The organism is Shewanella marina JCM 15074 (assembly GCF_000614975.1).
GTDB classification, from domain to species: domain Bacteria; phylum Pseudomonadota; class Gammaproteobacteria; order Enterobacterales; family Shewanellaceae; genus Shewanella; species Shewanella marina.
The window spans coordinates 81591-99066 of sequence record NZ_BALM01000004.1 but is presented as its reverse complement, the minus strand read 5'-3'; the positions used below and the strand labels follow the sequence as shown (position 1 = coordinate 99066).

15 protein-coding genes, 2 pseudogenes and 1 other annotated feature are annotated in these 17476 nt (G+C 41.3%); of the genes and pseudogenes, 13 read left to right on the top strand and 4 right to left on the bottom strand.

The window, feature by feature from the left end; all coding sequences use genetic code 11:
• Positions 1-620 (bottom strand): annotated as a pseudogene (locus JCM15074_RS20965) (L-threonylcarbamoyladenylate synthase).
• Positions 621-1477: pseudogene (gene rnm, locus JCM15074_RS20960) on the bottom strand (RNase RNM).
• Between the two features lie 165 nt (positions 1478-1642).
• Positions 1643-1747 (top strand) — a sequence feature (Trp leader region).
• Between the two features lie 82 nt (positions 1748-1829).
• Between rnm and JCM15074_RS04855 the strand changes: the two are divergent.
• The 10 genes from JCM15074_RS04855 to JCM15074_RS04815 all read left to right on the top strand — a co-directional run bounded on the left by JCM15074_RS04855 (position 1830) and on the right by JCM15074_RS04815 (position 11558).
• The gene (locus JCM15074_RS04855; RefSeq protein ID WP_025820206.1) at positions 1830-3380 is read left to right on the top strand and encodes an anthranilate synthase component 1; all 1551 of its coding nucleotides are present in this window, start codon (positions 1830-1832) and stop codon (positions 3378-3380) included.
• On the top strand, positions 3377-3973 hold the full coding sequence (locus tag JCM15074_RS04850) for an aminodeoxychorismate/anthranilate synthase component II (protein ID WP_025820205.1): 597 nt from the start codon (positions 3377-3379) through the stop codon (positions 3971-3973). The genes JCM15074_RS04855 and JCM15074_RS04850 overlap by 4 nt, the downstream gene beginning before the upstream one ends.
• The gene (gene trpD / locus JCM15074_RS04845; protein ID WP_025820203.1) at positions 3973-5010 is read left to right on the top strand and encodes an anthranilate phosphoribosyltransferase; all 1038 of its coding nucleotides are present in this window, start codon (positions 3973-3975) and stop codon (positions 5008-5010) included. The genes JCM15074_RS04850 and trpD overlap by 1 nt, the downstream gene beginning before the upstream one ends.
• The gene (gene trpCF, locus JCM15074_RS04840; RefSeq protein ID WP_025820201.1) at positions 5007-6401 is read left to right on the top strand and encodes a bifunctional indole-3-glycerol-phosphate synthase TrpC/phosphoribosylanthranilate isomerase TrpF; all 1395 of its coding nucleotides are present in this window, start codon (positions 5007-5009) and stop codon (positions 6399-6401) included. The genes trpD and trpCF overlap by 4 nt, the downstream gene beginning before the upstream one ends.
• 23 nt (positions 6402-6424) lie before the next feature.
• Positions 6425-7618, top strand: a complete 1194-nt coding sequence (trpB, locus tag JCM15074_RS04835) for a tryptophan synthase subunit beta (protein ID WP_025820200.1) — start codon at positions 6425-6427, stop codon at positions 7616-7618.
• Complete coding sequence (gene trpA / locus JCM15074_RS04830) at positions 7611-8420, top strand: tryptophan synthase subunit alpha (protein ID WP_025820199.1); 810 nt, start codon at positions 7611-7613, stop codon at positions 8418-8420. Before trpB ends, trpA begins: the two co-directional genes overlap by 8 nt.
• Before the next feature lie 183 nt (positions 8421-8603).
• Positions 8604-10145 (top strand): M14 family zinc carboxypeptidase, encoded by a 1542-nt coding sequence (locus tag JCM15074_RS20955; RefSeq protein WP_084266957.1) that lies wholly within the window; start codon positions 8604-8606, stop codon positions 10143-10145.
• 68 nt (positions 10146-10213) lie between these two features.
• Entirely contained in the window at positions 10214-10621 is a 408-nt protein-coding gene (locus JCM15074_RS23435) for a PKD domain-containing protein (protein WP_051536818.1), read from the top strand.
• Positions 10622-10713: 92 nt separating this feature from the next.
• A complete protein-coding gene (locus JCM15074_RS04820) occupies positions 10714-11259 on the top strand; it encodes a septation protein A (RefSeq protein ID WP_025820197.1) in 546 nt (181 codons plus the stop codon).
• Entirely contained in the window at positions 11259-11558 is a 300-nt protein-coding gene (locus tag JCM15074_RS04815) for a YciI family protein (protein ID WP_025820195.1), read from the top strand. Before JCM15074_RS04820 ends, JCM15074_RS04815 begins: the two co-directional genes overlap by 1 nt.
• Positions 11559-11641: 83 nt before the next feature.
• Here the strand turns inward: JCM15074_RS04815 and JCM15074_RS04810 are convergent, their stop codons facing one another.
• Both JCM15074_RS04810 and JCM15074_RS04805 read right to left on the bottom strand, forming a co-directional pair.
• Complete coding sequence (locus JCM15074_RS04810; protein WP_025820194.1) at positions 11642-13054, bottom strand: basic amino acid/polyamine antiporter; 1413 nt, start codon at positions 13052-13054, stop codon at positions 11642-11644.
• 255 nt (positions 13055-13309) lie between these two features.
• A complete protein-coding gene (locus JCM15074_RS04805; RefSeq protein WP_025820193.1) occupies positions 13310-14182 on the bottom strand; it encodes an NAD-dependent epimerase/dehydratase family protein in 873 nt (290 codons plus the stop codon).
• A gap of 372 nt (positions 14183-14554) precedes the next feature.
• Between JCM15074_RS04805 and rbsD the strand changes: the two genes are divergently transcribed.
• The 3 genes from rbsD to rbsC are packed head-to-tail and all read left to right on the top strand — an operon-like array spanning position 14555 to position 17475.
• The gene (gene rbsD, locus JCM15074_RS04800) at positions 14555-14974 is read left to right on the top strand and encodes a D-ribose pyranase (RefSeq protein ID WP_025820191.1); all 420 of its coding nucleotides are present in this window, start codon (positions 14555-14557) and stop codon (positions 14972-14974) included.
• Positions 14975-14995: 21 nt separating this feature from the next.
• Positions 14996-16498, top strand: a complete 1503-nt coding sequence (rbsA, locus tag JCM15074_RS04795; protein WP_025820190.1) for a ribose ABC transporter ATP-binding protein RbsA — start codon at positions 14996-14998, stop codon at positions 16496-16498.
• The gene (rbsC, locus tag JCM15074_RS04790; RefSeq protein WP_025820189.1) at positions 16498-17475 is read left to right on the top strand and encodes a ribose ABC transporter permease; all 978 of its coding nucleotides are present in this window, start codon (positions 16498-16500) and stop codon (positions 17473-17475) included. The genes rbsA and rbsC overlap by 1 nt, the downstream gene beginning before the upstream one ends.
• Position 17476 lies beyond the last annotated feature (1 nt).

Sequence of the window (17476 nt, the reverse complement as noted above, 5' to 3'; positions counted from 1 at the left end):
TTATTCAAACGGGGTAATATCACCCGCACCTTCACGAATAATTTCAACGTCACCATCAGACATATCGATCACTGTTGTTGCTTCTCGCCTAAATAACCACCATGAATGATTAAATCGACTTGGCGCTCCAAAATGTCACGAATATGTTCTGGATCTGATTCTGTAAAATCTTCACCTGGCATAATCAAACTGGTCGACATCATAGGTTCATCAAGTTCTTCCAATAAAGCACGGGCAATAATATTGTCAGGAAGTCGAATACCAATGGTCTTTTTCTTCTCATTTTGTAAACGGCGCGGTACTTCTTTAGTCGCTTTAAAAATGAAGGTATAAGGGCCTGGTGTACAATGCTTTAATAATCTAAATGCTTGATTATCTACCTTGGCATAGGTTGATAATTCAGATAAATCTCTGCACATGAGTGAAAAGTTATGATCTGACTCAATTTGACGAATACGCGCAATCCGAGTCATCGCATCCTTATCACCAATTGCACAGCCTAATGCGTATCCAGAGTCAGTTGGATACACCACTACTCCACCACTTTTAAGCACACTGACCGCTTGCGACACTAGTCGTTTTTGCGGGTTCTCTTCATGCATATAAAAAAACTGACTCATTTAAGATTCCATCCATTTTTGTGATTGCCAGACCCAATTAACATGTTGAGGCTGAAACATATTTTTACCTAAATCAATCCAACTACCGGGGAAATGAAAGTCACTCCCTAAAGAAGCAAATAGTTGATGTTGATGCGATAACGATACGAGTAAAGCGCGGTCATCAATACTTTGTTGTCCTAATACCACTTCTAACGCATCGCCACCCGCTTCTTTAAATTCTCGCACTAACTTTTTGACCCATTTAGCTGATAATTTATAGCCACTGGGATGCGCTAATACCGCAATACCACCCGCTTGATGAATCATTTTAATGGCTGTTGCCATATCATGCCAATTATTCGGGACATAGCCTGTTTTACCTTTGGCTAAATAACGCTTAAACACGTTAGCCGAGGTGGTGGCATAGCCTTGTTCAACTAACCAACGCGCATAATGACCACGCTTAATGCCGCATCACCTGCAATGCTTTTTGCACCCGCATAAGCACCTTCAATACCCGCTTTTGCGAGTCGTTCACCAATCTCTTGTGCTCGCAGTTCTCGTAACTGCCGTTGTTGATTCAAAAAGTCCTGTAAAGGTTTAAAATGTCGATCTATTTTTAATGCCACAATATGGATATCAAAGTGATTCCAACATGTTGATATTTCAACACCGTCAACGAGGCTCAAAGGAGTTTCATGTTGTTGATTATATTGGTGTGCATCATCTAGACCAGCTAAGGTATCATGATCTGTTATCGCCAACATATGAACGCCATTAGTAATGGCTCTGGCAACCACTTCAGTTGGCGATAAATGGCCATCTGATGCGGTTGTATGGCAGTGTAGATCTATCAATAAACTTTCTGTATTCATAGCGCTATTCTACGCCAGTTTTAAATTAAGTTCAGAGATTAATTTAGGCATCCGCCAAATAAATATAAATAATCAATTGACAAAAATCACAGAGTAATGCTTTATATGTACCCATCAATAACAAAAGATTAGCATTCAATGAATATACTTAGCGTTTACAACAACATTAACTGGTGGTGGCACTTCCCAAACTCGCGGGTGGTGTAAACGCTATTGTTCCTTGAAACAATAGATTTAACAAAAAAGCCCGCATGATGCGGGCTTTTTTGTATCTAAACTGCACGCTCAAAATCGGCAAAATGGAAAGAGAGACCAAAATGAACAAAGTGCAAAATAATCAAGGTGGCCCAATATGAATGCCACTATTGCTCAGGTAAATACGAAAACAACGCCGATTTGTTACCATAAAGATCCATTAAGTTTATTTCAGCACCTGACCCAAAATAAGCCTCATAGCCTATTACTTGAGTCTGCTGAAATTGAATCTAAAGATCACTTAAAAAGCATTGTCATGACAGACGCAGCAATGATGATCAGCTGCCAAGCTTCTACCCTTTGTTTTACGGCATTGACTGAAAATGGCGCCAGTTTATTAGAACCCATTTCGACTTATTTCAAACAACACGACTGTCAAATTGAAGCAGCAACCCTCACCGTTACTCTACAAAGTGATTCACACCAGTTAGACGAGGACAGCCGCTTAAAAGCCATTTCACCATTAGATGGCTTACGTGTATTACTGCAACAAATTTCAATTAATACCCCGGCTGAATTTGCAGATTTATTTATGGCAGGCGTGCTGTCATACGATCTTATTGCTACAGCAGAAAAACTGCCTGAAGTTGCTACAGGGGTAAACGATTGTCCTGATTATCTCTTCTATTTAGCTGAAACACTTATTCTTATTGACCACCAGCAGCAGCAAGCTCAAATCGTCAGTCAACAATTCGATCAACGTCAGCAAACTGAACAACAACTTAAACAACGTGTAGAACAACTTAGCCAACAAGCTCAAGCACAACTGGCAACGCCATCTTTGCAGACGGTAACAGAAGAAGCACACGTCAATATTAGTGATGCTGATTTTGTTAATACTGTCATACAATTAAAACAGCACATATATGCTGGCGACATTTTCCAAGTTGTCCCCTCTCGAACTTTCAGCATTAGTTGTCCTAACCCACTTAATGCTTACCGCGCATTAAAGCTCACTAATCCAAGTCCGTATCTTTTCTATGTTAATGGCCCTGACTTTACTTTATTTGGTGCCTCACCGGAGAGCGCACTTAAATATGAAGCAGAGACTAATCAAGTCGAAGTGTATCCCATTGCGGGAACTCGCCCACGCGGTAAGCACGCCGATGGCAGCATTGATAATGACCTAGATAGCCGTATTGAGGTTGAATTACGTTTAGATAGCAAAGAACTGGCGGAACACCTAATGCTGGTTGATTTAGCACGTAATGATATTGCCCGTATTAGCCAAAGTGGTAGCCGCCAAGTGGCAGAGTTACTTAAAGTAGACCGTTATTCTCACGTTATGCATCTCGTCAGCCGTGTAACGGGTCAACTTCGCCAAGATTTAGACGCCTTACATGCCTACCAAGCGTGTATGAATATGGGCACATTAGTTGGCGCACCAAAAATTAAAGCGGCTGAACTGATTCGACAAGTCGAACAACAACGACGTGGCAGCTATGGCGGCGCAGTCGGCTATATCAATGCTCAAGGCGATATGGATACATGTATCGTGATCAGAAGTGCCTATGTCAAAAACGGTGTTGCTCATATTCAAGCTGGCGCAGGTGTCGTATTCGATTCAGATCCGCAAAGTGAAGCAGATGAAACCAGACAAAAAGCACAAGCAGTCATTAACGCCATTAAATTAGGAGGCGGTCTATGAAACTCTATTTATTAGACAATATAGATTCATTTACCTACAACTTGGTTGACCAATTCCGCTGCTTAGGTTTTGAGGTAATCATTTATCGCAATACTTTATCTGCTGATTATATCGCCAGCCGTTTACTGGCAGAATCTGAACCTTGTTTATTGGTGCTTTCACCTGGCCCCGGCGCACCTTCACAAGCGGGTTGTATGCCGGAGCTGATTAAGCTGCTAATCGGTAAAGTACCTATGCTGGGGATCTGTTTAGGCCATCAAGCGTTAATCGAACACTATGGCGGTATTGTCAGTTCAGCACCATCTATTGTGCATGGTAAAGCGAGTCCAACATTCCATAACGGCCAAGGTATTTTTAACGGATTACCCTCACCACTGCCGGTCGCCCGTTACCATTCTTTAGTGGCAACGCAAATGCCTGATGCCTTAGATGTGATTGCGACGACTGAAGAGATGCCAATGGCAATCATGCATGCACAAGATAAGGTGATCGGTTTTCAATTTCATCCTGAATCAATCTTAACCACCAAAGGTAGTCAACTGTTGACACAAACGGTCCACTACTTAACGAAACACAATCAGGGAGCTGCGTAATGGTACAACAACTATTAGAAAAAATTTACCAAGGCCATTCACTTAGCCGCGAGCAAAGTAAGCAATTATTTGAACAATTAATTGCGGGTAATATGCAAGATGTCACCATTAGTGCCCTACTTATTGCATTAAAACTCCGTGGTGAAACCATCGAAGAGATCTGCGGTGCAGCAGATGCTTTAAGAGATAATGCCAAACATTTTCCAAAATCATCAGTCACAGCTGAGCAAGGTATTGTTGATATTGTTGGTACAGGTGGAGATGGCTTTAATACCATCAATATTTCAACCACCGCCAGCTTTGTTGCCGCTGCCGCAGGTGCCAAAGTGGCAAAACATGGCAATAGAAGCGTTTCAAGTCAATCAGGCTCGTCAGATTTATTAGCGCAATGTGGTATAGGTTTAACACCAACGCCGGAACATGCAAGTGAGTGTCTTGACCAATTAGGCTTATGTTTTTTATTTGCGCCGCACTATCACAGCGGTGTTAAACATGCAGTCCCAGTAAGACAAGCGCTAAAAACGCGCACCCTATTTAATATTCTTGGACCGTTAATTAACCCTGCTCGCCCAGACTTTATGTTACTTGGTGTGTATGACGAAGCACTCGTATTACCAATAGCACAGGTACTACAAGGACTGGGTATCAAACGGGCAATGGTAGTACATGGTTCCGGTTTAGATGAAATAGCACTGCATGGTCATACAAGCGTTGCCGAATTAAATCACACTGAAATTAACTGTTATCAGCTTAATCCAAGCGATTTTGGGGTTGCACAAGCTGAAATTGAAAAGCTTAAAGGGGGTACTCCTGCTGACAACGCCATTATTAGTCAGGCTATCTTACAAGGTCAAAGCACTGCGCCGCAGCGAGATGCAGTTGCCATTAATGCCGCCGCAGCGCTCTATCTGTCAGGCATTAGCCCTGACTTAAAGAGTGCCACCCAATTAGCATTACAAGTGCTGGATTCAGGCAAAGCCTACCAATTAATGCAACGTTTAGCTCAAGCGACGCAAACAGAGGAAGCTGCATCATGATGACCGATATTGAACACAATATTTTAGGGAAAATTGTGCGTAGTAAGCTTGAGCATGTACAGATATTAAAACAACGATTCGGTCATGAGTTGACACCACAAGTGTCACAACTCAGTTTGCGAAACGCGCTGGCAGCACCAAAATCGAGTTATATTCTAGAATGCAAAAAAGCCAGTCCATCGAAAGGATTGATCCGTGAAGATTTCAATCCTATTGAAATTGCAGCCTGTTATCAGCATTATGCCGCCGCTATTTCGGTATTAACTGATGAAGCATTTTTCCAAGGCGACTTCAGCTATATCACTCAAGTAAAGTCTGTCACTAATGTACCCGTGCTGTGTAAAGACTTCTTTATTGATAGCTACCAAATCGATTTAGCCGCGCACCATGGCGCTGATGCGATTTTGTTGATGCTGTCTGTGCTTGAGGATCATGAATATAAAGCACTGGCAAAACATGCCGAGCAATATCAACTCGATATCCTCACTGAAGTGAGCAATCCACAAGAATTATCGCGTGCGCTAGCGCTTAACGCCCAAATTATCGGGATTAATAATCGTAACTTACGCGATCTATCCACGGATTTAGCGACCACAGAGCAACTAGCAGCAAGCATACCTAGCGATCGTATTATTATTAGTGAATCAGGTATTTATCAACATCAAGATATTCGCCGCTTAGCACCGCTAGTGGATGGCTTTTTAGTAGGGAGTTCCTTAATGGCACAAGCGAATATCGATCTTGCTTGCCGTGAACTCATCTTTGGCCGCAATAAAGTGTGTGGCATTACTCGCCAACAGGATGCAGCGGCCATTATTAATGCAGGCGCATTATTTGGTGGACTTATTTTTGCCGAAAAATCACCGCGCTATGTGACCCTGCAACAAGCTCAAGCCATTCAACAACAACAACAGCGACCATTGAATTGGATTGGTGTATTTGTCAATCACGATATTGAACTGCTACTTGAAATAGCCGTGCAGCTCAAGCTATTTGCTGTGCAGCTACATGGTCAAGAAGACCAACAGTATATTGATCGCCTAAAGCAACAATTAGCTCAAGCAGGCGTTAGCTGTCAAATATGGAAAGCCATTGCTGTAAGTACCGACAATGCGCAACAAGCATTAACGATCCCACAGCAGATCGACACACTGGTTTATGACAGCAAACATGCAGGGCAATTTGGCGGTACCGGTACACGCTTTGATTGGCAAATCGCATTACCACAAAAACAACAAGCTATGTTGGCCGGCGGTTTAGATCCAAGCAATGCCGAGCAAGCAAGCCAACAAGGGTTTGCAGGGCTCGATTTTAACTCAGGGCTTGAATCGAGTCCTGCAATTAAAGATAGCCAATTGATTAACGCAGCATTCTCAAATATTAGAATATAACGAAAATAACAAGGAATTTAGCCATGACACAACTTAACCCTTACTTTGGCGAATATGGCGGCATGTATGTGCCACAGATTTTAATGCCAGCGTTGAAAGAACTTGAGCAAGCTTTTATTGATGCGCAGCAGGATCCAGACTTTCAACAAGAGTTTACCGATCTATTAAAAAATTACGCTGGTCGCCCAACAGCATTAACCTTGACCCGTAATCTAAGCCCTAATCCATTGGTAAAAATTTACTTAAAGCGTGAAGATCTATTACACGGTGGCGCCCATAAAACTAACCAAGTACTTGGCCAAGCATTGCTGGCTAAACGCATGGGTAAAAAAGATATTATTGCTGAGACTGGTGCAGGCCAACATGGCGTAGCAACTGCATTAGCTTGTGCACTATTAGGCTTAAACTGCAAAGTGTACATGGGCGCAAAAGATGTCGCACGCCAATCACCAAACGTATTTAGAATGCGTCTAATGGGGGCTGAAGTAATCTCGGTCACATCGGGCTCTCAAACCCTAAAAGATGCGTGTAATGAAGCGATGCGAGACTGGTCTGCTCGCTATGACTCAGCCCACTATTTATTAGGTACTGCAGCGGGTCCACATCCATTCCCGACGATTGTTCGAGAATTCCAAAAGATGATTGGCGAAGAAACCAAAAAACAGATCCTTGAACGCGAAGGCCGTTTACCCGATGCGGTGATTGCATGTGTTGGCGGAGGCTCCAATGCGATTGGTATGTTTGCTGATTTTATCGATGAAAAAGAAGTACAGTTAATTGGTGTTGAGCCAGCAGGTAAAGGCTTAGATACAGCACTGCATGGTGCCCCGCTACATCATGGTAAAACCGGTATTTTCTTTGGTATGAAAGCACCATTAATGCAAGATGAGCATGGCCAAATTGAAGAATCTTATTCAATCTCTGCAGGGCTTGATTTTCCATCGGTTGGTCCGCAACATGCGCATTTACATGCAACAGGCCGTGCAACTTATGAGTCAGCAACCGATGATGAAGCATTAGCAGCGTTCCAATTACTGGCGAAAAGTGAAGGTATTATTCCCGCATTAGAGTCTGCACACGCACTGGCATATACACTAAAACTTGCAAAACAAGCGACCAAAGAAACCATCTTAGTGGTCAACCTTTCAGGCCGTGGTGACAAAGACATTTTTACTGTTTCAGATATTCTTGAAGGCAAGGAGAACGGCCATGACTAATCGTTATTCAGCGTTATTTGATCAACTATCACAACGTAATCAAGGTGCCTTTGTTCCTTTTGTTACCCTAGGCGATCCGGGTATTGAGCAATCATTACAAATTATTGATACGTTAGTTGAAAACGGCGCCGATGCATTAGAGTTAGGGTTTCCATTCTCTGATCCATTAGCCGATGGTCCTGTCATTCAAGCGGCCAATATTCGTGCTTTAGCTGCTGGTACAACTTCAGCTGATTGCTTCAATATGATTAAGCAAATACGAGCAAAATACCCTGACTTACCGATTGGTTTACTGCTATACGCTAACCTTGTTTATTGTGGCGGCATTGAACATTTTTATAGCCAAGCTCAAGCAGCGGGTGTCGATTCAGTATTGATTGCAGATGTTCCAGTAGAGTTTGCAGATGATTTTGTCGCCGCAGCTAAAAAATATAATGTTGCACCAATATTTATTGCACCACCGAATGCAGATACTGAAACATTAACTAAAGTCAGTAATATGGGACAAGGTTATACCTACTTATTATCACGAGCTGGTGTAACAGGCACAGAATCAGCAGCGGGTATGCCAATTGAAACGATTGTTGCTCAGTTAGCAAAGCTTAATGCCGCCCCGCCATTACTTGGCTTCGGTATTGCCGAACCTGCGCAAGTACAAGCAGCCATTGCTGCTGGTGCGGCAGGTGCCATTTCTGGTTCTGCGGTTGTAAAAATCATTGCTAATAATTACCAAAACCCGCAAGTCATGCAGACTTATTTAGCTGACTTCACCTTAAAAATGAAGGCTGCAACCCAAAAATAACCCTAAGCTAATAGATAGAGTTGAACAAGGGCAATGTGAATCTAACATTGCCCTTTTATTTATTAGCTTAAGGCGGTAAGTTGTAGCAACAATTTAAAATAACATTACGCCGCAAGGTGTCGTAAATAGTTAAGATATATCATTAGTAGAAACATTTACGGCGGCAATTATCATTGAGGAACTATGATGAAATTGTCTTTAACCATACTGCCCCTACTCGTCATATCTTGCAGCTCATTTGCTCAAGTTTCAGAATCAAGCTCATACTATCAAGTCACATTTAGTGATAAACATCAGTATAATAAAGCCGCTATCAGCCTGCATGGGCAGCTAATCAAAAGCGAACCTGACTTTTTACGTCATTTCGTCTTATTGTCAGCATCAGAAAAGCAACGACTATCCCTACACAGTCAGCAAATTGAATATATAAGCCAAACAGCACCCAAGATAAAGTTGCCAGCAGCAAAGGATAATCAACAAACATCAGGTATAAGCAACTACCCTTGTTACCCTACCGTGGAAGAGACATTCACGGCGGCGCATCAACTTAGGCAAAATTACCCACAACTGGCGACTATGGTTGATATTGGCAATTCATGGCAAAAATCTAAAGGCATTGGCGGTTATGACTTATGGGTCCTAAAGCTCACGAATCAACAAACTGCCGAACAACATCCTGACAAACCCATTTTATTTATACATGCAGCTATGCATGCCAGAGAATATACCACATCACCCTTAGCGCTCGCCTTTGCACAACAAATGGTAGAGCAATATCAAACAAATGCCGACTATCAATGGATTTTAGATCGCCATCAAATTCATATTTTATTGCATATGAACCCAGATGGTCGTAAACAAGCAGAGCAACAGCTCTATTGGCGTAAAAATGCTAATAGTGATTATTGCCAAGGTAATAACATTGGTGCCGATCTCAATCGCAATTTCAGCTGGAACTGGGGAAATGTGCCCGGCGGTTCGAGTGATAATCCTTGTAATGAACTTTATAGAGGCCCAGAGCCTGCGTCAGAACCTGAAACTCAAGCGGTAGAAAGCTATTTAAGACAAATATTCGATGACAATCGAGGACCATTGATTACCGATGCCGCACCTGACGATACTCAAGGCATGCATATTGATTTACATTCCTATAGCGAACTTATTTTATGGCCTTGGGGCGGCACAACTACACCAGCGCCCAATGGCAACGCATTACAAACTTTAGGTCGAAAATTGGCTGAATTTAACGATTATTATCCGCAGCAAAGTGTTGGACTCTATCCCACCGATGGCACCAGCGATAACATTAGTTACGGTGAACTTGGCATCCCTAATATTACCTTTGAATTAGGCACCGCGTTTTTCCAAAGCTGTAGTGTTTATCAAAACACGATTTTACCGAAGAATTTACCGGCTTTAGTTTATGCAGCCAAGGCGATTGAAGCGCCCTACCTCATCCCTTCGGGCCCAGACATTGATGAATTACATTTGAATGGCCAACAACGATTTAGTATTGCGATTAACCAAACCGCAACCCTTACGATTCAAGCATCAGATAACTTATTCAACGATATAAATGGCGAAGAAACAATACAAAACATTAGCGCAATCGCGCTATATATCAATCAATCGCCTTGGGATGATAATGCTGCAGCCATTAGTCTCTCACCCAGTGACGGTAGTTTGATCAAAACACGGAACAAGCTTCATATGAATTCAATTTAGCAGATCTAGGTGAAGGCCAGCATCGCATCTATATACGAGCACAAGACAGCTCTGGCCAATGGGGCACAGTGCGCAGTCAATTTATTACCATTACCCCTGAAAATAATCAGAATATTGAGCCAATAGCTGACTTTAGCGTAAGTTGTGAAGAGTTGACCTGCAAATTTGATGCTAATATCAGCCAAGATAAGGATGGCACAATTGTGCAATATCAATGGCAGTTAGGCGATAATATCACCCAAGACAGCGTAGCATTTGCGCATACTTATGCTGGCGCGGGCGATTATGAAGTCAAATTAACGGTTGTAGATGATATATCCGCTAGCAATACGAAAACTGACACCATCTCCGTCACGGTAACCTCTCCAGAACCTGAAGTGACCAGTGCTCCTGAACCACAATCTAGAACATCAGGCGGCGCAACACTTTGGTTGACGTTATTGAGCATGTTATTTATCAGACGTCGCCAACAATAATCAGATTAGGGCTGATATTCTCAGCCCTATTTCTTTGCCACTAAAAAACTCCATGGTACACTCCGGCATCATTTATTTTTGTCATCTAATATATGAAACAACTGTTAGATTTTTTACCGCTCGTTATCTTTTTTGCTGTTTATAAGCTCTATGACATCTATATTGCAAGTGGTGCTTTAATTGCAGCAACTGCACTACAGCTGATTGTGACTTACCTTATCTATAAAAAACTCGAAAAAGTCCACATTATCACCTTTGTTATGGTTGCGTTTTTCGGTTCATTAACACTCATTTTCCACGATGATGTATTCATCAAATGGAAAGTGACTGTTGTATATGCACTATTTGCAATTGTGCTTGGTATCAGTCAATTGATGAATAAGCCGCTACTAAAAGGCATGTTAGGCAAAGAGATTGAAGTTGCTGATCATGTATGGGCAAAAATCACATGGTATTGGGTCAGCTTCTTTATTGCTTGTGGCTTACTCAACATTTACGTGGCATTTAGCTTATCTGAAGATGTTTGGGTAAACTTTAAGGTATTTGGTTTAACTGCGGCGACATTAATCAATACAGTATTAACTGTGGTTTATTTGTTTAAGCATATTCCCGAAGATAAACGTAAGGAAATGAAATAATGTGGTATATGATTTCTTCACAAGACGTTGAAAATAGTCTTGAAAAGCGTATGTCAGTACGAGCAGACCATCTTGCGCGTTTACAAACATTAGCCGATGCAGGCCGTTTACTTGTCGCTGGCCCTCATCCTGCCATTGACAGTGATAATCCGGGCAGTGCAGGTTTTACTGGCTCACTGGTTGTTGCAGAATTTGACTCATTAGCAGACGCACAAGCATGGGCTGATGCCGATCCCTATATTGCAGCTGGCGTATATGCCCATGTTATTGTAAAACCATTTAAGCGTGTTTTACCTTAATTAGCATATGATTTGCGTAATAAAAAAGGCTCAACTGCATAAGCAATTGAGCCTTTTTTATCAATATAAGTAAGACTAGTCGATTAATGACCGATAAAATGCGTCACCTGTATCACAGCCGCAATAACAGCTAATACCACCAAACAACTCACGTATATTTTTTCTTTACCAACAAACACAGTCAAACCTTGCTCACGCTTGGCTTTAATAAAGAAGTACAACCCGAGTAGATAGAAAATACTCGAAAGCAATAAATAACTCAGTCCAGAAGCATAGAGTAACCATAATCCATAGCCTGTTGCACCAAGACCAATGGCTAATAACTTACCTCTATTTTTGCTCTCAATCGCTAATCTTAAGGTGTATACCGCCACTAAAAAGTAAGGCACCAAAATCATTTCAGAAACAATGGTGATTAGACTGTTATAAGTACTCCCTGCAAAAAATACAAAAACCAGTGCAACTTGAATACAAACACTGGTTAAGATTAATGGCTTAATCGGAGTACCAAAACGATTTACTTTGGCATAGGCTTTAGGGAATATTTTATTTTCAGCAGCAATAAATGGCGCTTCTATCGCCAATACAACCCAACTTAAAAATGCACCACAAACAGAAACTAGCAGTGCGCAACCAATCATAATACTGCCCCAAGGGCCGACAATATGTTCTAAAATTTCGGCCATAGAGGGGTTTTGTAACTTTGCAATCTCAGGCGTGGACATCACCCCCATCGATAATAACGTCACAAACACATAAATAAACAGTGCCGTTAATAAACCTAGAATAGTGGCACGACTCACATCACTTCGTAATTTTGCCCGTTCGGAAACAACAACAGCACCTTCGACACCGATAAACACCCATACCGTCACTAACATGGTATTTTTTACCTGTGTTAGCAGATCATTATTAGCACCAAAGCTATGACCAGAAAAATCGAAAGTAAAGGTATGCCACTTAAACGCTAACATGGTAAAAATCAAAAACAGTAACAGGGGAATGATTTTTGCGATAGTCGCAATCATATTGATAATGGCAGCAATTTTAACGCCTCGAGTCACTAATGCATGCATTAACCATAATACTAATGTAGAACCGACAAATGAGACCCAAGTATTGCCCTCACCAAAAATGATATGGCCAGGAGAATCAAAGAACATACCTAACGTACTGAAAACGATAACCAGATAAGTTACGTTTGACAGCATGGCACTCACCCAATAACCCCATGCTGAATTAAAACCAATAAAATCGCCAAAACCTGACTGAGCGTAGCCAAACATACCGGTTTTTATTTCTGGTTTTAAAATAGAAAGCGATTGGAATGATAATGCTAAAAAGATCATCCCAACACCAGTAATACACCAACCGATCATTACCGCTTCGGGGCCTGCAACTGCGGCCATATTTTGCGGTAAACTAAACACACCAGCGCCAATCATAGAGCCAATTACAAGTGCGGTAAGCGCACCTAACCCAAGCTTATTATCCATACAATGTCCCGTATTAACTATACAGATGCAGTATAGGACACTCTAATTAATGCTTGATACATATTTACACAAGTTAAATAAATATTTATCTTTATTCGGGCTTTTTTCAATCAATAAAAACAACAGCTTGAAATCACAGGTATAACTTATTTTACAAACAGCACCATTTAGCACAGAAATTAAAAAGTGTTTATTATCTTAATCAGCATAAAAATAAAAAACGCCCTATGTGATAACAAATCATTTGCAACAAAATTAGATAACGGGTAGCACCTCCGCAATCTCATCATCTAATAATTGTAATACACTTTTATAACCAAACCTTGGCTGCCATGCTAATTCGGCTTGTGCCAATGACGAGTCATAAACACGATCAAGCTTGGTTGGTAGCGACCAACCTCGTTGTTCAAAATCAGTTACTAATTCAGGGCAATATTGATGCAATTGCAGGCTTGCATCTTCAAATAAAGCTTGGCAATTCTCAGCTGTAAACGGTGTTTTTGCAGAAATGATATAACGATTAAATCCACTTGGTCGTTTTTCAATAGCACAGCGATGAGCACTGGCAACATCACGCGCATCAATCCCTCTTGTTAATCGATACACCGCCATCATATCGGCAGGCTCAGGAAAACAACGGGACATCTGCAATACACAAACGGGCAAATGAAATAAATCTGAAATTTGTTTTAATTTCTGTTCAGCAGCAATTTTGCTGTGATGATAAATAGTTTTTGGCTGAGGAAGTACAGTCTCATTAACCCAACCGGCTTGATCATTAGGTGTTGAGGCAAAACCGTATAAAGCCGTGGTACTGGTAAATACAAACTGCTTAATCCCCATTTTTACACCCAGCAAGGCTAAATTTTCAGTGGCAGTTATATTAATTCGTTGAAACTCCTGCTCACTAAACAAACCAACATGCGGAGCATGCAACGCAGCGGTATGAACAATGACATCAACCCCATCAAGTGCTGTAGCTAATAATGTTTGATCACCAATATCACCTACAAAATCAGCAGTTGAACATGGCGTTTTATCAAACCCCACAACGTCATAATGCTTCATTAAATGAATATAAATCGCTCTACCTACTCGTCCAGCAGATCCTGTCACCAATACTTTCAATGAACTTCCTTAACGAACAATAATTTAAATCTTAGCGCTATGGTATAGAAATGCTAATAGATAAAGATAGTGCTTTTTCAATTCATACCTGAGTAACAATACTTCTACCAATCTTTATACAAATACTTAAAACAATATTTATACAAATTCTTAAAGCAATATTTTAGCCAGATATAGGGTTAATTACTTTTTAATCTATTAGATGTTGCTATTGTCGATCTAGATCACAAATATTATGTTTAAAGCTGAATTTCATCCCTAAAATAAGTACATTTACGCCATCGAAACGTTTGCGCAAACGTTTGCGCACTCTAAAGTCCGTTAATTTGACTTATTTCAAAGCAACGGCCAATGCACAATGGCATGGTAATTATGAAAAAAAGTACCCTTCTAAATTCAGCAATTTCAACGCTTGTTGCTCAAGCAGGTCATTTAGATGAAATCACGATTTGTGATGCAGGCCTGCCGATTCCGGCAACAGTAGATCGTATCGATATGGCGCTCGTCGCTGGTACACCTGACCTACTCTCATGTATTGATGCTTTACTCTCCGAGTTGCAAATTGAGCAAGTCATAATGGCCAGTGAGTTAGCACAGATAAGCCCCGCAATGCACCAAGCCATCATTGACCGAATCGCTACTGAATCAGCATTGACGAATAAAACAATTCAAATCCATTACCTCAGCCACGATCAATTTAAACAGCAAACTCATCATAGCAAGGCCATTATCCGCTCTGGTGAATGTACGCCATTTGCCAATGTTATTTTCCGCTGCGGCGTTACCTTTTAATAAAGGATTCGAGGACTCAGTATGAAGCAAGCCATACTTGAATTAACCGATATCGTAAAGACCTTTCCTGGAGTCAAAGCTTTAGATGGCGCGAGTTTAAATGTCTATGCTGGCAAAGTAATGGCATTAATGGGCGAAAACGGCGCGGGTAAATCTACCTTAATGAAAGTCTTAAGCGGTGTTTATCAAGCAGACAGCGGCAGCATTCGTTTTAAAGACCAGCCTGTTCAATTTAGCAATCCACGTCAATCACAGCTGGCTGGAATTAGTATCATTCACCAAGAACTGAATCTGATTGAACATCTTACTATTGCAGAAAATATCTTCCTTGGACGAGAACCAACCACTCGAATGGGTCGAATTGACTGGCAAACCATGTTTAGCCAAGCAGATAAGTTATTAGCAAAACTCAAGGTCAAACACAGTGCTAAAACCTTGCTGTCGGAGTTAAGTCTTGGTGAACAGCAGATGGTTGAAATAGCAAAAGCATTATCCATGGATGCACAGGTCATCATTATGGATGAGCCAACCGATGCATTGACCGATAATGAAACTGAATCCCTGTTTAACATCATCAGAGAGCTATCTGCGCAAGGCTGCGGTATTGTTTATATTTCACATCGTTTAAAAGAAATTTTTACCATTTGTGATGATATTACCGTGTTACGTGACGGCAAATTTATCGCTCAAGCAGCAATTGCTGATATTGATGAAGATAAGATGATTGAGCTTATGGTGGGTCGTCAACTCGATGAACAATATCCTTATCAAAATAGCTGCCGCGAGCAAACTTGTTTATCCGTTAAAGGGCTAAGCGGTCACGGTATCGATAATATTAGTTTCGACTTAAAACAGGGAGAAATCCTTGGCTTTTCAGGGTTAATGGGCGCGGGTCGCACCGAGCTGATGAAACTCATTTTTGGCGCCTTAAACAAGCATCAAGGGCAAGTCCATCTTAATGGGGTTGAGCTAAAAATTAATAACTGTCGAGATGCACTTGATCAAGGCATTGTTTATATTTCTGAAGACCGTAAAGGTGATGGTTTACTGTTAAGCCAATCAGTCAAACATAATATGTCTGTTTGCAGCTTGCCACTATTATCTAAATTTGGTCATATCAATCAACAATTAGAGCAGCAACAAGTTGCACAGTTTATTGAACTCTTCAATATAAAAACGCCCCATCAAAACCAAACTATTGGCTTATTATCTGGTGGTAATCAACAAAAAGTCGCCATTGCAAAAGCATTAATGCTCACCCCAAAAGTGGTTATTTTAGATGAACCTACTCGCGGTGTAGATGTAGGTGCGCGTAAAGAGATCTACCAATTAATCAATCAATTTAAGCAACAAGGTCTAGCCATTATTATGGTGTCATCAGATATGCCTGAACTGCTTGGCTTAAGTGATCGAATTATGGTGATGCATCAAGGTCAAATCAGTGCCGAATTTAGTCGTCAGCAAGCGACTCAAGAGAAACTCCTTGCCGCAGCCGTCGGTAAAACTCAGTGTGAGGAATGTTAATGAACACACAAACACCTGTCGCTTCAACAACGACAAACAACAAGCGCATTAGCCAGTGGTTAATTGAACAAAAATCATTAATTGCATTACTACTGCTAATTGTAGTGGTGTCGCTCATCAACCCAAACTTTTTCTCTGTTGATAACCTATTAAACATACTCAGACAAACCTCAGTTAACGCCATTATTGCAGTGGGTATGACACTGGTCATTTTAACTGCGGGTATTGATTTAAGTGTGGGTTCGGTACTGGCACTTTGTGGTGCCCTAGCTGCCAGTTTAATTGGTATGGAAGTGCCTATTTTAGTGGCTATTCCAACGGCATTATTAGCAGGAGCCACACTTGGTGCCATCAGCGGTATTATTATCGCAAAAGGTAAAGTACAAGCCTTTATCGCCACTTTAGTAACCATGACGTTACTTAGAGGTGTCACCATGGTTTATACCGATGGTCGTCCAGTTTCAACAGGCTTTACCGATGTAGCAGATCAATTTGCATGGTTCGGTACAGGCAGCGCCTTAGGTATTCCCATTCCGGTTTGGTTAATGGTGATTGTATTTGCCGCAATCTGGTATCTATTAAACCATACCCGCTTTGGTCGCTACATTTATGCCATCGGTGGTAATGAATCAGCCGCCCGTCTTTCAGGTATTAATGTTGACCGCGTAAAAATTGGTGTTTATGCCCTTTGCGGTACATTGGCAGCATTAGCCGCCATTATTGTGACCTCACGTTTATCTTCTGCTCAACCTACAGCAGGTATGGGTTATGAGCTTGATGCGATTGCAGCGGTAGTATTGGGCGGCACCAGTCTGGCTGGCGGCCGTGGTCGAATTACCGGCACATTGATTGGTGCCCTGATTATTGGCTTCTTAAACAACGCTCTAAATTTATTAGATGTCTCTTCTTATTATCAAATGATTGTAAAGGCCAGTGTCATCTTGCTAGCCGTTATGATCGACAACAAACAAAAATAAT

Bases quoted from the DNA above. Each gene is read 5' to 3' on its own strand.
- JCM15074_RS04855 (WP_025820206.1), top strand. From the start codon at position 1,830: ATGAATGCCACTATTGCTCAGGTAAATACGAAAACAACGCCGATTTGT.
- JCM15074_RS04850 (WP_025820205.1), top strand. From the start codon at position 3,377: ATGAAACTCTATTTATTAGACAATATAGATTCATTTACCTACAACTTG.
- trpD (WP_025820203.1), top strand. From the start codon at position 3,973: ATGGTACAACAACTATTAGAAAAAATTTACCAAGGCCATTCACTTAGC.
- trpCF (WP_025820201.1), top strand. From the start codon at position 5,007: ATGATGACCGATATTGAACACAATATTTTAGGGAAAATTGTGCGTAGT.
- trpB (WP_025820200.1), top strand. From the start codon at position 6,425: ATGACACAACTTAACCCTTACTTTGGCGAATATGGCGGCATGTATGTG.
- trpA (WP_025820199.1), top strand. From the start codon at position 7,611: ATGACTAATCGTTATTCAGCGTTATTTGATCAACTATCACAACGTAAT.
- JCM15074_RS20955 (WP_084266957.1), top strand. From the start codon at position 8,604: ATGATGAAATTGTCTTTAACCATACTGCCCCTACTCGTCATATCTTGC.
- JCM15074_RS04820 (WP_025820197.1), top strand. From the start codon at position 10,714: ATGAAACAACTGTTAGATTTTTTACCGCTCGTTATCTTTTTTGCTGTT.
- JCM15074_RS04815 (WP_025820195.1), top strand. From the start codon at position 11,259: ATGTGGTATATGATTTCTTCACAAGACGTTGAAAATAGTCTTGAAAAG.
- JCM15074_RS04810 (WP_025820194.1), bottom strand. From the start codon at position 13,054: ATGGATAATAAGCTTGGGTTAGGTGCGCTTACCGCACTTGTAATTGGC.
- rbsD (WP_025820191.1), top strand. From the start codon at position 14,555: ATGAAAAAAAGTACCCTTCTAAATTCAGCAATTTCAACGCTTGTTGCT.
- rbsA (WP_025820190.1), top strand. From the start codon at position 14,996: ATGAAGCAAGCCATACTTGAATTAACCGATATCGTAAAGACCTTTCCT.
- rbsC (WP_025820189.1), top strand. From the start codon at position 16,498: ATGAACACACAAACACCTGTCGCTTCAACAACGACAAACAACAAGCGC.